The sequence below is a fragment of the uncultured Kushneria sp. genome (assembly GCF_947497025.1).
Lineage (GTDB): Bacteria > Pseudomonadota > Gammaproteobacteria > Pseudomonadales > Halomonadaceae > Kushneria.
Genome location: NZ_CANMFC010000006.1, coordinates 1 through 15,412 on the forward strand (window position 1 = coordinate 1; position 15,412 = coordinate 15,412).

The 15,412-nt window shown below is 57.2% G+C and carries 13 protein-coding genes; 8 read left to right on the plus strand and 5 right to left on the minus strand.

Features of this window, described 5'->3' with window-relative positions; translation table 11 throughout:
• Positions 1–177: 177 nt before the first annotated feature.
• On the plus strand, positions 178–849 hold the full coding sequence (locus tag Q0931_RS11740; RefSeq protein ID WP_127062896.1) for a response regulator transcription factor: 672 nt from the start codon (positions 178–180) through the stop codon (positions 847–849).
• Positions 809–2,197: an ATP-binding protein gene (locus Q0931_RS11745; RefSeq protein WP_299260521.1), complete on the plus strand. Its 1,389-nt coding sequence runs from the start codon at positions 809–811 to the stop codon at positions 2,195–2,197. Before Q0931_RS11740 ends, Q0931_RS11745 begins: the two co-directional genes overlap by 41 nt.
• A 52-nt stretch (positions 2,198–2,249) precedes the next feature.
• On the opposite strand, the gene Q0931_RS11750 is transcribed toward Q0931_RS11745, so the two are convergent.
• Genes Q0931_RS11750 through Q0931_RS11760 form a run of 3 tightly spaced genes read right to left on the minus strand, consistent with a single transcriptional unit; the run spans position 2,250 to position 7,954 of the window.
• Positions 2,250–5,447 carry a CusA/CzcA family heavy metal efflux RND transporter gene (locus Q0931_RS11750; protein WP_074210781.1) on the minus strand — a complete coding sequence of 1,066 codons (3,198 nt, stop codon included), beginning with the start codon at positions 5,445–5,447 and terminating at the stop codon, positions 2,250–2,252.
• Positions 5,448–5,461: 14 nt separating this feature from the next.
• The gene (locus Q0931_RS11755) at positions 5,462–6,712 is read right to left on the minus strand and encodes an efflux RND transporter periplasmic adaptor subunit (protein ID WP_251929385.1); all 1,251 of its coding nucleotides are present in this window, start codon (positions 6,710–6,712) and stop codon (positions 5,462–5,464) included.
• Between the two features lie 21 nt (positions 6,713–6,733).
• Positions 6,734–7,954 carry a TolC family protein gene (locus Q0931_RS11760; RefSeq protein ID WP_251929386.1) on the minus strand — a complete coding sequence of 407 codons (1,221 nt, stop codon included), beginning with the start codon at positions 7,952–7,954 and terminating at the stop codon, positions 6,734–6,736.
• 242 nt (positions 7,955–8,196) lie between these two features.
• Between Q0931_RS11760 and Q0931_RS11765 the strand changes: the two genes are divergently transcribed.
• The gene (locus tag Q0931_RS11765) at positions 8,197–8,559 is read left to right on the plus strand and encodes a M20/M25/M40 family metallo-hydrolase (protein WP_299260527.1); all 363 of its coding nucleotides are present in this window, start codon (positions 8,197–8,199) and stop codon (positions 8,557–8,559) included.
• Positions 8,560–8,605: 46 nt separating this feature from the next.
• The gene (locus tag Q0931_RS11770) at positions 8,606–10,111 is read left to right on the plus strand and encodes an AbgT family transporter (protein WP_086621588.1); all 1,506 of its coding nucleotides are present in this window, start codon (positions 8,606–8,608) and stop codon (positions 10,109–10,111) included.
• Positions 10,112–10,120: 9 nt separating this feature from the next.
• Here Q0931_RS11770 and Q0931_RS11775 read toward each other — a convergent pair whose 3' ends face one another.
• Positions 10,121–11,023 (minus strand): LysR family transcriptional regulator, encoded by a 903-nt coding sequence (locus Q0931_RS11775; protein WP_299260530.1) that lies wholly within the window; start codon positions 11,021–11,023, stop codon positions 10,121–10,123.
• 270 nt (positions 11,024–11,293) lie between these two features.
• Between Q0931_RS11775 and Q0931_RS11780 the strand changes: the two genes are divergently transcribed.
• Together Q0931_RS11780 and Q0931_RS11785 are read left to right on the plus strand one after the other, a co-directional pair.
• Positions 11,294–11,995 (plus strand): metal-binding protein ZinT, encoded by a 702-nt coding sequence (locus Q0931_RS11780; protein WP_299260532.1) that lies wholly within the window; start codon positions 11,294–11,296, stop codon positions 11,993–11,995.
• A gap of 146 nt (positions 11,996–12,141) precedes the next feature.
• The gene (locus Q0931_RS11785; protein WP_299260534.1) at positions 12,142–13,749 is read left to right on the plus strand and encodes a PQQ-dependent sugar dehydrogenase; all 1,608 of its coding nucleotides are present in this window, start codon (positions 12,142–12,144) and stop codon (positions 13,747–13,749) included.
• A 202-nt stretch (positions 13,750–13,951) separates the two neighbouring features.
• Here Q0931_RS11785 and Q0931_RS11790 read toward each other — a convergent pair whose 3' ends face one another.
• Positions 13,952–14,332: a S24 family peptidase gene (locus Q0931_RS11790; RefSeq protein ID WP_299260536.1), complete on the minus strand. Its 381-nt coding sequence runs from the start codon at positions 14,330–14,332 to the stop codon at positions 13,952–13,954.
• A gap of 247 nt (positions 14,333–14,579) precedes the next feature.
• Here Q0931_RS11790 and umuD point away from each other — a divergent pair, with 247 nt between their 5' ends.
• Together umuD and Q0931_RS11800 are read left to right on the plus strand one after the other, a co-directional pair.
• Entirely contained in the window at positions 14,580–15,032 is a 453-nt protein-coding gene (gene umuD, locus Q0931_RS11795) for a translesion error-prone DNA polymerase V autoproteolytic subunit (RefSeq protein ID WP_299260538.1), read from the plus strand.
• The gene (locus Q0931_RS11800; RefSeq protein ID WP_366941610.1) at positions 15,029–15,406 is read left to right on the plus strand and encodes a hypothetical protein; all 378 of its coding nucleotides are present in this window, start codon (positions 15,029–15,031) and stop codon (positions 15,404–15,406) included. The genes umuD and Q0931_RS11800 overlap by 4 nt, the downstream gene beginning before the upstream one ends.
• Positions 15,407–15,412: the final 6 nt, after the last annotated feature.

Consider the following 15,412-nt stretch of genomic DNA (forward strand, 5'->3'; position numbering starts at 1 on the left):
GCGATGATCTACCTGATCGGCAGTCCGGTGGGCCGCCTGCTCGATCAGGCCAAATCCACATGAAGTGACGAAGAACCCATTTTTAACGGGTTGCTGTTTTTCTGGGGAGTTGCCGTTACTGGTACAATCCATGGCAGACTGGCGAAACTTTCCCACCTCGAAAAACGGCGCTTACAAATGAAAATTCTGATTGTTGAGGACAATGCGGTACTTGCCAAAAGAATATCGGACTGGCTTGCGCAGGCGCACTACACAGTCGATATCGCCAAAACCGGCAAAGAAGCGGACTCGTTGATTGAAACAAGCTCCTACCAGGCCGTTATTCTCGATATCGGACTGCCCGATGAAAATGGACTGTCTTTAATGCAAAGATGGAGAAAAAACGGGAAAAAAGAGGCCATCCTTATTCTGACCGCACGCTCCAACTGGACTGAGAGAGTAGAAGGGTTGAACGCGGGTGCCGACGATTACCTTCCCAAACCGTTTGAGTTTGATGAACTGAAAGCCCGGCTCAATGCAATTATCCGAAGGAAGGATGGCAGAACAACAGATCAAATCAGTGTCGACGGATTTCGTCTCAACGCCAGCTACCGAACGCTGACCACGCCCGACCAGAAAGAGTTCAGACTGACAGCCACTGAATTCCGCCTTTTGCAGTGTTTCCTGCGTTCACCAGACAGGGTATTTTCACAGGATGAACTGGTTGAAACCCTCTACAACATTGAAAGATGTCCCACCAGGAATGTTGTTCAGGTCTATATAGCCAGGCTCAGAAAAATAATAGGGGGCAATAAAATCAAGACTTTGCGTGGCCAGGGCTACTTCTTCGAAAAAGATCCTACTGGCTGAACGCCCGAACGAACCAGGTCAACATATGCCAGCTCCAAAGAGTATCCGAAGAACAGCCATTCAGTATGGGGCTGTTTTCAGCCTCGTCTATTTCACCCTGATATTCTTTTCACATGCCTACGTGATAAAACAACTATCGGACGAGTCCAGGAAACAACACCTGAGTAAAGAGCTGGAAAACTTTCAGGCAATCATTGAGGCTGAATCCCCCACAACCGACGACCTCAGCAACATGATCAATCAGTTTGAAATGCTTCTGGGGCATGCCATCATCATCGAAACGGCAGGCGGGAGCGTCCTGACGAGCAACAACTTTGACCTGAGCCAAATGCAGGGCGTTGTGGATAAGCCCGAGGGTTTTATTCACATAGCGCAGGGCGCGAACACGCTTTTTGGGCTTAGACGTACGTTCACTGCTACTGGAAAGCTGGCCTCAATCACCGTTCTTGAAACCGAGGGGGCGCTCTCTGAACGACCGCTGAAGGCCCACCTGACATTGCTCGGTGCCTCGGCCGTTCTTCTGGCGATACTGCTGGCTCTGATTGGAACCACCACACATCTGACGTTAAAGCCCATCAGTAAGATAAAAGAGGACCTGAGACGGCTCCAATCCGGGAAACAAAGTCGTCTGAACCCTCACGTGCCGGAAGAGTTTCGTCCGCTGATCCGGCAGCTCAATGATTTGCTCGAGCTGTCAAACCGGCGGCTGGACCGCCACCGCCGCCTGAACTCCGACCTCTCTCACCTGGTCAAAACCTCCATTTCTGCCAATCTTGCCATTTTGTCGGATATCGATACCTTGCCTCCGTCCCGGGAGGATGTTGTGTTTATGGCCTCTAACTTGCGGGAGCTTGACAAATCCCTGAAATACCGGATGAGCAAAGCAGACATATCAGGCAGACAGATGGGACGGACGTGCATGCCGGTTGAAATCACGGCAAGTGTCATCACCGTTATGGAAAAAATCTTCCCTGACACGGTTTTTCGCCTCCACACCAACTTACCTGAAAACTTCAGCTGGCCAATGGAGCGACAGGATCTTTCAGAGCTACTTGGCAATTTACTCGAAAATGGCGGGAAGTGGTGCCAGACAACCGTCGACGTTACAATCGCCCGCACGTCATCAGGACTCTCCATAGAAGTAGCGGACGATGGCCCCGGAATTTCTCCCGAGGCGGCAGCCACTGTCATGAACAGGGGTACCAGGCTGGATGAAACGGTCGCCGGTTTTGGGCTCGGATTGTCCATCGTGTCCGAGATTGTCGAAGACAACCTCGGACAGATGAACATGGGTACCTCAAAAAACGGAGGAGCCAGCATTGTCATTCTACTGCCACTTCCGGATTAGAAAACCTCCAGAAAGGCAACCGTCGATGACGCAGCGCGGCTTCTCCCATTTTTTACCGTTGGATATCACTCACCTTGGCTCTTGAAAAGCGACCGAACAGAACCGGCAAAACAAAGAGTGTCAGGAAAGTTGCAGTCACGAGACCACCTACAATCACGCTGGCCAATGGCTTCTGGATTTCCGCACCCACGCCCGTCGACAATAGCATCGGTATCAAACCGAGTGCCGAGGTTATTGCTGTCATCAAGACAGGACGCAAACGGGAGACGGCACCTTCAAACACCGCAGTATCCACGTTCAACCCATCCTGTATTCGCTGATTGATGCTTTCGACCATTACGACCCCGTTAAGCACCGCCACACCAAACAGTGTGATAAATCCAACGGAACTGGGCACCGAAAGATACTGGCCGGAGATCCAGAGTGAAAAGACGCCACCAATAACGGCAAGCGGCACGTTGACCAGAATCAACAGCGCTTGACCAACCGAACTGAAAGCAAAGTACAGCAACAGCGCGATCAGGCCCAGAGATACAGGTACCACAATGGTCAATCGCTTCTGAGCTCGTTGCTGGTTTTCAAACTGACCACCAATATCCACCGAATAGCCGGGGGGAAGGTTCACTTCTGTCGCGATGGTATCCTGAATATCGGCAACCACACTGCCCATGTCACGACCCTGCACATTAGACTGAATGACCACACGGCGCTGAACGTCGTCGCGGCGCACCTGGGGCGGGCCGGACTCAATAGACACATCGGCCACATCGCCGAGTCTCACCCAGGCTCCGGAAGGCGCCTGCAACCTGAGATCAGCAATGGCATCCCGGTCTTCCCGGAAACGTTTGGCCAGGCGCACATAGATATCGTACCGCTCATTTCCGTTGATGATCTGGCCCGCGGCGGCACCACCCAGTCCGTCCCGGACGACACTCATCACATCAGACACGGCGAGTCCGTACCGGGAAAGTGCCTGACGGTCTGGCTGAACCACCAACTGCGCTTCACCGGCAATCTGCTCCATGGCCACGTCCCGGGTCCCCTGAACAGTTCGGACCGCCGCTTCGATCTGTTGGCCTTTCTCGGCCAGCACCTTGAGATCCGGGCCAAAGAGTTTGATGGCCAACTGCGCGCGGACACCAGACAACAATTCGTCAACCCGAGTTGCAATAGGCTGAGAAAAGTTAAACAGTAGCCCCGGGTGCTGTTCGAGCTTCGCCTCAAACAGGGCCTGCAATTCATAGCGATTACTGGCGCTGGTCCACTCGGCTGTTGGCTTGAGGCCAATGTAGATTTCGATGTTGTTGACGGGCTCCGGATCGCCGCCTATTTCCGCCCGCCCCGCCCGGGACAGCGCGTAGGTCACCTCTGGAAACTCCATCAGCATGGCCTCCAGTTTCGGCGCCACTTCAAGCGCCGTATCGAGGCTTGATGAAGGGGCCAGGGTCACCCGGAGGTTAATCGTGCCCTCTTCCAGTTCAGGCACGAACTCCGTGCCCAGTCGTGGAACAATCAGCGCCGCCAGTACAACAAGAACCGCCGCCGCGCCAACAACCACGCGGCTATGCTTCAGTGACCAGGCAAGCCCCATGCGATAGAGCTTTTCCAGGGGTTTTAGAATGAAGCTTTCCCGCTCCCGGATACCCTTACGGAACATGTATGACGCCAGCGCGGGTACAACCACCAGAGCGACGATCACAGCGGACACAATGGCCAGCATGATGCTGATCGCCATTGGCTGGAACAGCTTGGCTTCCACACCTTCAAAGCTGAACAGAGGCATGAAAACGACCAGGATAATCGCCGTCGCGAAAAAGATCGGCCGCGCCACTTCCCGGCCCGCTTCCTGCAGTCGAAGTGCAATGCCACGATCATCGTGCGATGCATCCAGCGGATCGGGGTCGCCTTCAGCCAACTCATTCCGGTGGGCGTCATGCTCAGCATCGGGATGGGTCAGATGCTTGAAAATGTTCTCAACCATAACAACAGAGCCATCCACCAGCATGCCAATTGCCACAGCAATACCGCCCAGAGACATCAGGTTGGCCGAGAGACCGAACCAGGCCATGATCATCAGGGCAATACCGATGGAAATCGGTATTGAAAGCAGCACCAGCGTTGTTGCCCGCAGATTCATCAGGAACAGGGCAAGCACAATCGCAATAAACACAAAAGCCAACAAAAGCGCATTGGTCACCGTCTCTACGGCCTTGGTCACCAGATCCGCCTGGTTGTAATAGGGCTCAAAACGAACCCCACTCGGAAGCGCCTGATTTATGCGATCAATGCGGGCCTCGATGCCGTCGATGGTGGCTTTTGTGTTGGCCCCCATTCGTTTGAGTACAATGCCAGAAACCACTTCACCCAGTTGTTCAACCTGACCGGCTTCATCCTTCCGGGTCATGGTTACCGCACCCTGGCGAATTTCAGTGCCCAGCGCTACCTCGGCGACATCGTTCACTGTCACTGTAATGCCATCACTGGTTTTAACGGGCACCTGACGGATCTGCTCGAGCCCCTGCTCGCCATTACCCAGCCAGCCCATACCGCGAATAACCAACTGCTCCTGCCCGCGGCCCATATACCAGCCCCCAACATTGGAGTTGTTGTTCTCCAGGGCTTCCATGACATCGTTCTGTGATAAGTCATAGGACAGCATTCGCGCCGGGTTCAGGTTAACCTGGTACTGGCGGACCTCTCCGCCAAACGACAGGATTTCCGTAACCCCTTCAGCCGGTATCAGCAACAGTTTGACCAGCCAGTCGTGCAAGCTGCGCAATTCCATTGCGTCGTACCCCGAATCCGGGTCCGCTATCAGCAAGTACTGGTAGACCTGGCCAAGACCGGACGTATTCGGCCCCATTTCAGGCACCCCGACCCCGTCCGGAATCAGCTCCCGCGCGGCCTGCAACCGCTCGAAAACCAGTTGGCGCGCGAAATAGATATCCGTGCCCTCTTTAAAGACCACGGTGACACCAGACAACCCGGTTTTGGAGATGGACCGAACCTCCTCAACATCCGGCAACGCATACATCACCGCTTCAATGGGATAGGTGATCAGCTGCTCGACTTCCTCAGCCGCAAGTCCGGGCGCCTCTGTATTAACAGCGACCTGGACGTTTGTAACGTCGGGGAAAGCATCAAGATTCAGTTTTGGTATCTGAAACGCGGCCGTGGCGATAAGCACTGCAAGCGCAATAAGAACCAACAGGCGGTTCTGAACCGCCAAGTCGACTACTCGGTTGAACATAATGGCTCCCGGAATCAGTGGTTGTGCGGATCAAAGCCGCCTTTGGCAATCTCAGAGGCCACAAAAAATGCGCCCCGCAAAACGACTCGTTGGCCCGCAGCCAGGCCGGAAACCTCACGGAGCCCGCCAATTGAGCGGCCCAGTTCCACTTCCACGGGTTCATACTCGCCTTCGGCCTCTTCCACATAGACCGTCCAGTCGCCGTCCGCGCCACGCATCAATGCAGTCTCCGGCACGGCAAGCACCGGCTCGCTGGTCTTAAAACGAAAATACACATCTGCGAACATTCCTGGATGAAAACGATCTTCAGGATTGTCCAGCTCAAGCCTGACAATCCGCGTGCGGGTCACAGGATCAATGGTGTGGGCTTCCTGGGACACCGTTGCCACGCCCACACGACCCGCTGCCCTGACTTCGGCTTCCGCGCCCTTCTCTAGAACAATGTCGGAGCTTGCTGGCAGATGGGCTTCTACCCAAAGCTCACTCTCATCAGCAAGAGTCACCAGCGGCTGGCCAGCCTCAACTCTTTGTCCTTGCTCAAACTCATCGGTCAGTACTGCACCATCCACGCGAGCCCTGAGCATGTATTCACCGAGACTATCCACCCCGCTGGCCTTCAACGCACCAATGTCATCATCGTTCAGCCCGTAAGCAAGCAGAGTCGCCCTTGCTGCTTCAATGTTGGCTTTCGCTGTATTGAACCGCTGATCGCCAACCACGGAACGACCCAGCCCGCTGATTCGCTTCCATTCAGGAAAAGCTTTCCTGTAATCCGCCTGCGCCTGTGCCACCGTCTCACTGAACAGGGTTACCAGCGGCTGGCCCTTGGTTACGTGCTCACCCAGTTCCACGTGACGCCGCAGCACCACTGAGGCAACCCGGGGGGACACGTGATAGCTGGTATAGCCGTTGGTCAGCAGCTCACCGGGAGCGTAGATTTCATAGTCAACGCGCTTGCTCTCGAGGGTTGCTACCTCAATGCCGGCGAGCTCTTTCTGTTTGGCATTGATGCTTGCGGTAGTTGATTCTTCATGACCACCATCGCTCTCCTCTTCGTGGCCATGACCTTCTTCCTCTTCATGCTCACGTTCTTCAGCATGCCCGCCCTCATGCTCATCCTCTTCACCGGTACCTTCTCGATGATCGTCGCCACCGGCGGCATGATCATGGCCCGCCTCGTTATGCGCATCTTCCTCGGCCTGCACCAATGAAGGGGGAGCTATAAACAGCGTCAATACAAATACTGAAATCAGAGTTTTTTTCATGATGACTATCCAGTTTCCAGACTAGTATTGGAAGGGGGTGATCAGTTCGCCAGACTGGCTCAACAGTTCAATCAGGCCCAGCTGCGCCAGCTTTTCCAGTTCAATACCGGTTTTCAGGCTCTCCGCGCGCTGGCCTAACGCCTGGAGATACTCAGAGGTGGAGAGGTCGCCGACCTGCCACTGCTTCTCAAGCAAATCGGCACTTCGCTGTACACGCCCCTGGGAGAGTTCTTTCCATCGACGAAGTTGCTTGTCGTATCGCTTCCAGGCAGCTCGGGCGCCTGCCAGGTCATATTGTTGTTTCCGGTAGAGCGCCTGAAACCGCGCTTCGGCCTCCAGAGCCCGTCGATTCGCGGCCCGGATTTCGGCACGGTAGTTATTACGGACGTTCAGAGGGATCGAGAATGTCAGGCCAACCACGTTCTCGCCGCCGTCACGCCCTCCGCTCAGCCCTACTGTCGGCGATGCTGTGGCTTTGCGTCTCGCAACCTCTGCCTCACTTTTCAGCACCTGCCACTCGGCTCGAGCGACTGCAATTGACGGGTGTGACAGCAGATCAGCCTCACCAATCTGGGACTCCAGCGCTGGCCATATATACTCGGGGATTCCCCCATCCTGAGGCCTCCAGTCCGGCAGACGTTCTTGAACCTGAGTTTCTGCCCGATCAACTGCGGCCTTTGCCTGGGCGACTTCGCTCAACTGACGGGATAGATTTAGAAACAGAAGCTCTGCATCGGCACGCCCCAGGTCGCCCGCCTGCTGGCGTTGCTCAACCTGCTCCAGCAAGGCATCCAGACGGTGTTGCTGGGATTCCGCAATTTCTTCGGCACGCGTCGCCGCGCGCCACTCGACAAGCGCAAACAGCGACTCGGACGTTTGTGCCAAAACCGCCTCGTTCAAATCAGCTTCAGCGGAAAGCCTGATCAGCTTTGCCTTGTCCTTTAGCGCACCCTGTTGATCAGACCAATCGATCGTTTGTGATAGCCCTGCCTCAAAGTTGTTTTCACTGCCCGTTCTGTCTGCTCCAACAGACAGCTCCGGGTTATACAGCGGTTGTTCGCTTGCCTCAGCATCCGCATCCCGGGCTGCCGCCTGCTCTGTCGCCGCCATGACATCCGGATGCTTGCTTATCTGGCCAGTGAGCCAATTTGTCCAATTCACAGTCTCCGCTTGACCGAACAGAGGAATAGACAATAGTACTGAACACAGCAACGCCCTGGGCGAGTGCTTGCTTGCCTTCATCGACTTTCTCCCGAAGGGGTTGTTAGCCACAATTCATGGGGGCGAGACGCCCATGACAAGGTAGGTAGAGGTGGAGATAGTAAGTGAAAAGGTCGAAATGAACTTGAATTCGAAGCGTCATCCACAAAAGGGGTATACGGATTTAATGGTTGATGGGGTGAAGGTGCCCCATCAACCATTAAATCCGTATACCCAATATTCGCAGCGACCGGGACGCCTCACGCCAGGTGCTGATCCAGCAAATGCAGGCCACGATTGAAGGCCTTTGCAGCGCGGCCGGCGCCACATATACGCTGACGCCCATCCATCAGATTCCTCCGCTCGTCAACGATGCCCACTGGAGCCAGCGTGTCGTGGAGATCGCCAGCCAGCGTGGCCTGGGTACCCGCGTTCGCGCCATCGACGAGATGCCGACCATGGGCGCGGAAGACTTTGCCTTCTATTTACAGCGCACTCCCGGCTGCTTTTTCTTTGTCGGCAACGGCGCGGACAGCGTCTATCTGCACAATGATCGTTACGACTTCAATGACGACATTCTTGAGGTGGCAGCCGGTGTTCATGTCGCCATTGTTGACGAGATTCTCGGCCTGCCCTCAAGCCAGTAACGCCTGTTCCCTTACGACAAACTGAACAACAAAAGGGATCCACGTCATGAAAGGTATGCTCAATACGGTCGAGCGCGTCGGCAACAAACTGCCTCACCCCTTTATTCTCTTTGTGATTCTGTCCGGGCTGATCATTGTCCTGTCGGCATTGCTGTCAGGGCTGGGAGTGACGGCGGTCAATCCGGAAAGCGATGCCGAGGTCGCGGTGCGCAGTCTGCTGTCCGGTGACGGTATCGTGTTCATGCTGACCAGCATGGTGGACAACTTTGTCGGCTTTCCACCGCTGGGGCTGATTCTGGTCGTCATGTTCGGTATTGGCCTTGCCGACAAGGTCGGACTGATGTCGACCCTCATGCAGGTCAGCGTGGCCAAGGCGCCACCCTCCCTCCTGACCTTTTGCGTTTTCATGGCCGGTATCTGTGGCAGCATCGCCTCCGATGCCAACTACCTCATTTTGATTCCGCTGGCCGCCATGGTGTATCAGGCAGTGGGCCGTCACCCGCTGGCCGGGGCCGCTGCAGCCTATGCCGCGGCAGGCGCCGGGTTCGATGCCAGCCTGTTCGTGACCGCCGGCGATGCGCTGTTTGCCGGCATTACCACCGATGCGGCGCGCATTATCGACAGTGATGCCTATATCTCACCGATCGATAACTACTACTTCGTCGCCTGCTCGGTGTTTGTGCTGGCCCTGATCGGCACGCTGCTGATCGATTACGTGGTGGAGCCGCGCCTGCGGCGTACCCAGCCGCTGGAAACCCTGCGCATGAGCGAAGTACAGCTCAAGACGCTCAGTGACGATGAGAAACGTGGGCTTAAAAGAGTCGGCCTGATCACGCTGATCTATTTCGGCCTGGTCGTGCTTTCCGTACTGCCGGCCGGCTCACCGCTGCGCAATGCCGAAGGCGGGCTGATCCCTTCTCCCTTTCTCGAATCCTTCGTGCCCTTGCTGTTTGGCTATTTTGTAGCCATCGGTCTGACCTATGGGCTGTGTACCGGCGCAATCAAAAAGGCCCGTGATATCCCGGGATTCATGGCCGAATCGGCGCGGGATCTGGCGCCAACGCTGGTGCTGTTTTTTGCCATTTCCCAGTTCATCGCCTACTTCAAATGGTCCGAGCTGGGTCAGTTCATCGCCATTGAGGGCTCCAATGTACTGGAACAGACCGGCTTTACCGGCGTGCCTCTGGTCATTGCCTTTATTCTGATGGCCACCACGCTCAATATCTTCATGACCAGCGGCTCGGCGCAGTGGGCCCTCATGGCGCCCGTGTTTGTTCCCATGCTGATGCTGCTGGATTTCAATCCGGCCTTTGTGCTGGCCATGTTTCGTATTGGCGATTCCTCCACCAACATCATCTCCCCCATGAGCCCCTACTTTTCAGTGGCGCTGGTTTATATGCAGCGCTACAAGCCGGATCTGGGGCTGGGCACGCTGATGGCCACCATGCTGCCGCTGTCCATGGGCTTTCTGCTGATCTGGACGCTGTTTTTGATGTTCTGGATGTGGATGGGTCTGCCTTTCGGACCCGGAATCTACATGATGTCGTCCTGACCCTCGCTTTCAGCGCATCGAGGTCATCAGCTTCCACAGATAGTCGGCCGCCGGCGACAGGCGGCGGCCGGCGCGCCGGATCAGATTGCCACAGGTGTCCTGAGCGACAGGATGATCCACCGGCAGGGCGCACAGTTTTCCGGTTTCAACATCCTGTCCGGCGGCCATTTTCGTCATGAACGCGATACCGATACCGGCAATCGCCATGCGTCTGGCCGTAGAGTGCAGATTGCAGCGATAGGCCGGCGTCACGATACGCTGTTCCGATCGAAACAGGCTCTCCACAAACATCTGTGACCCCGACCCCGGCGGCAGGAAGATCAGCTTCTGTGACGACAGCGCTTCAAGGGATACGCAGCTCTGCGAAGCCAGCGGATGCCGGGGCGACATCAGGGCACAAAGCGGCCCGCGCGAGAAGGTGTGACGCACGAGTCGCGGGTCGGTTTCAGGCCCGTAAGTGATGGCGATGTCCACCTCATCCGCCAACACCATTTCATGCGGCTCACGCGGATAGTAAATACCGCTGAGCAGTTCGATGAAGACCTCCGGGTACTGAGCAGCCACTCGGGTCAGTACCGAATCGACCAGACTCTCCACAAAGCCTTCACCCACGGCCACGACGACCTTGCCGGCCCGGCGATGACGCAACCGCTCCAGAGAGTGCTCAAGCTCCTTGTCCAGCTGGCGACGCGTCATGTGATTGTCCACCACCGTGCGCCCTGCCTCGGTCAGTGACAGATAGCGACCGTTACGCTCCATGATCGGCATGCCGACATCGCGTTCGAGCTCCCGAAGCTGACGACTGACCACTGAAGGATTGATGCCCATGTGCTCGGCCGCCGCCCGCACGCTGCCACACTCGGCCACCATGAAAAGATATTCCGAGCGACGTCCGATCCGATCCAGACCCATGGCATTTTCCTGTTGGTTTTGACGGTGGGCCGACGCCTCACTTGCCGCTGTCGCCCTGAATGACACCTGGTCCGGCAGTCTTTCGTTCACTGCCGGCAAAATCGCCAAAATATCATGCTACCTCCCGGCCCTGACTGGTTTCACTGATATATCCGCTCGTCTCTCTGCCCGGCATGATCCTGCTGACACTGACTAGCGTTGCCATCACCAAAAATGATACGTTATAACATTAAATAAAAATGGTTTGTTCATTACCGGGAGCCACCCATCATGACACCTGCCTTCACCCGTTATACTGCCACTGCCCTGCTGACCGCCGGCCTGCTTGCGACGGCCAGTACTCAGAACGTATTCGCCTCGGAGTCGCATGACCACGACCATTCCCATGGGCACGAACATGACCACGGGCATGCCCATGGACAGGACAAGGAAAAGGAAAAGGACATTCACAGCGGTTACTTTGATGATGATCAGGTCAGGGCGCGCGCCCTCTCCGACTGGGAGGGCGACTGGCAGTCGGTGTACCCGCTGCTGCAAAACGGCGCGCTGGACGAGGTTTTTGCCCACAAGGCGCAGGAAGGCGACAAGAGCGCCGAGCAGTACAAGGCATACTATCGCGAGGGCTATCGCACTGACGTCGAGCGCATCGAGATTCACGGTCAGGACGCCACCTTCCACGCCGATGGCGACACCTATACGGGTCAGTATGCCGATGACGGGTACGAAATACTCGAGTACAAGGCCGGGAATCGCGGTGTGCGCTTTATCTTTAAAAAGACTGAAGGCGACGACCGGGCGCCGGAATTCATCCAGTTCAGTGATCACGACATTGCTCCCACCGACGCCCATCACTATCACCTCTATATGGGCGATGACCGCCAGGCGCTGTTGAACAACGTGGTCAACTGGCCGACCTACTACCCTGCCGATTTGAGCGACCGGCAGATCGTTGAGGAAATGCTGGCGCACTGAGCGCTCACCCGAAGGCCGTCGACCGAGGCGGCCTCTTTCGATATCTACCGCCTTAAACCCGAACTGAGGAACGCAGGGTACGCTTGAGCCCATTCACGGCAGAGGCACTTCTGCTCTGCCCTCCTCTCGGCTCAAGGGTGACTCCCATGCACAACCGGCCCGCCCGGCCCATCACGGTGATGCATTTCGTCATCGCCCTGCTTACGGGCACGCTGCTGGGCAGCATCGTCCAGACCCAGATAAACCTGGCCGCGCTGCAGCAAATGGATGTGGATATCTCAATCAGCCAGCGCCTTGTCACCACGCTGGGCGATCTGGTCACGTTTTCCCCCGTCTACGCCGCCCTCTTCTCGGGCGGGTTCATCGTCTCGCAGGTGGTGGCACTCTGGATCTCGCGCCATCGCTGGAACGGTCACCATCGACCCATCGTCTGCGCACTGTCGGCCATCGTGGCACTGTGGCTGACCTTCCAGCTGGTCAATTTCTTCGCGTCCATGCCCACACTGATCGCGGCGACCCGCACCACGGCCGGGATGGTGGCGATGCTATCAAGTGCCGGGATCGCCGGCGTGGTGCTGGCGCTGTTGAGAAGCCCTGATCGCCAGCGCTCCCTGGACAGGGCCGCCAATACGATGGCAATGACCCTGCTCGCCGCAGGGGTTGGGGGCATGGCGCCCGCTTCAGAAGCGCTGGCACAGCCCCTGACAGAGGCTACCGACTACCGCATCGAGACCGTGGCCGAAGGGCTGGAACACCCCTGGTCGCTGGCCTTTTTGCCTGACGGGCGAATGCTCGTTACCGAGCGGCCGGGGCGACTACGGCTTTTAAGCGCTGAAGGCGAGACGCTCACCGCCTCGCTTAAGGGCGTGCCAAAGGTGTTTGCCTCGGGCCAGTCCGGGCTTTTCGACGTGCTGCTGTCACCGGATTTCGAGCAGGACCGGATGCTGTATCTCAGCTATTCATGCGGCACGCCGAGCGCCAATCGCGCCTGCCTCTCCAGAGCGCGTTTCAGTGACGCGGGGCTTGAGCAGGTCGAGGAGATCTTTCGGGTGGATATGGCCAAGCGTGGCGACGCCCACTCTGGCGGGCGCCTGGCATGGCTGTCGGATGGCACACTGATCCTCACGCTGGGAGATGGCTTTGACTATCGCGAGCAGGCCCAGAACACCGCCAACCATATCGGCGCGATCGTGCGCCTGAACCCGGATGGCAGCGTGCCCGTAGACAACCCCTTCGTGAATGACGACACCGCCCGGCCCGAAATCCTGAGCTATGGCCACCGCAACGTGCAGGGCCTGGTGGTGGATGGAAAAGACCACATCATCATTCACGAGCACGGCCCGAAAGGCGGCGACGAAATCAACCTCATTACGGCGGGCACCAATTACGGCTGGCCGATCGCGACCACCGGGCTGGATTACACCGGCGCCCGTGTGACGCCCTTTGAAACCTACCCCGGCACACAGCCACCCATCCTTGAGTGGACGCCCTCCATCGCCCCTTCCGGCATGACCCGCTATAACGGCACGCTGTTTCCCCGGTGGCAGGGTGACCTGCTGATTGGGTCGCTGGTGGATCGCGAAGTGCGCCGCGTCGCGCTCTCGGCAGATGCCACGCAGGCCGAAGACGTCGAAGGGCTTTTTGGCGAGCTGGATGAGCGCATTCGCGATGTGCGCACCGGTCCGGAGGGCGCGGTGTATCTGCTGACGGATAACGCTGAAGGGCGGGTGCTGCGGGTGATGCCGGCGCAGTGAAGAATGTTGTCAGGTCCTCGCAAAGTGATATTGCGTTGATGTCCATTTAATGTGGCTGTCCATTATTAATGGACACCACAAAATAATGGACAGAGAACATCAGGAAAGACATGCCATTGCGTTTCAAGCATGACCTGGTGCATTCCGACAGGTTTAAACAGCTGCTGACCATCAATCCATACCTGACCATCATATCGACGGCTCAATATACCGGCCGCACCTGATGCGACACCACGCCCACCATCTCCACGTTGGTGAGATCCCCCGTCCACAGCTGCCCATCGAGGCCTTCCAGCACCGGCACATTGATGCGGTGGGCATACCGATAGACGTACAGTGCCTCATCGGCATTCACCACCACCAGCACGCCATCACGCAGTGACAGCGACCGATCGACGACCAGCCAGTCGCCCTCCTGCCACGGATCAATAGCGTCATCATCCTGAACCACTTCGGCCAGAAAGGAGACGTGCGCATGCGGGGCAAAAAACTGTTGCCAGCGGTGGGCGGCCGGATTCCAGGTCAGGTCCTGCTCGCCCTTGGGCACCATGGTGGGCATGGGCATTCGATACGCCACGCGCATGATTCATCCTCACTGACATTGAACGGCAAGCATGACGACAGGTGGCCTGCATCAAGCCACTGCGCAGGGCGTCTACGCGCATGCATGAAGTGTAGCCCTGGCAGGCATCCCTACATGGCGACCTGCCGGAGGGTACTACCTCACCTCATCGTTTGGTCGAATAACGCCTATTCCGTAATGGAACCGCCTGCTCATTATGCTGTATATATATACAGTCATTTAACCTCCACCAATGCAGGCAACCGACATGCTTCATGTCACCCGTATGCAGTCACTGGCGATCGACCCGCCGCGGCGCAGCATCCCCTGGGCCATCTACCACGTTCGCGGCGGGATCAGCGGCTTTCCCTCTCCCGCGCAGGATCATGAGGGCCGGCACATCGATCTCAACGAGCAGTTGATCCCGCGGCCGACCTCGACGTTCATGGTCACGGCCGATGGCGATTCGATGCAGTGCCCGGATGGCTCGGGCATCTATGCCGGTGACCGGCTGCTGGTGGATCGCTCGATCGATGCCGACCACGGCGATATCGTCATTGCGCTGGTGGATGGCGAAATGATCGTCAAGGAACTGCGCTGCCGGCACTGCCCGCCGGCGCTGCACTCGGCCAACCCGCACTATACGCCTATTCCCCTGCGCGACGCGCAGTACCAGATCTGGGGTGTGGTCACCGATATCCTGCGTCGGGTGCGGCGATGAACGGCCTGATCGCGCTGGTCGACTGCAACAACTTCTATGCCAGCTGCGAGCGGGTGTTCAGGCCTTGGCTGCACGGCCTGCCGCTGGCGGTGCTGTCCAACAATGATGGCTGCGTGATTGCCCGCTCGCAGGAGGTGAAGGATCTCGGCATTGCCATGGGCACGCCGATGCATCACCTCCCGCGTGAAGCGTTTGATCGCGGGCTGGTGCTCTGCTCCAGCAACTACGAGCTGTACGGCGACATGAGCGCGCGGGTGATGGCCACCCTGCGTGAATTCACGCCCCACCTTGAACCCTATTCGATCGATAAGAGTAAGTTATATAGTAGTGACACCCAAACCATGAAGTTAGTGCCATGGACATGGCCAAGCTAACTCGGA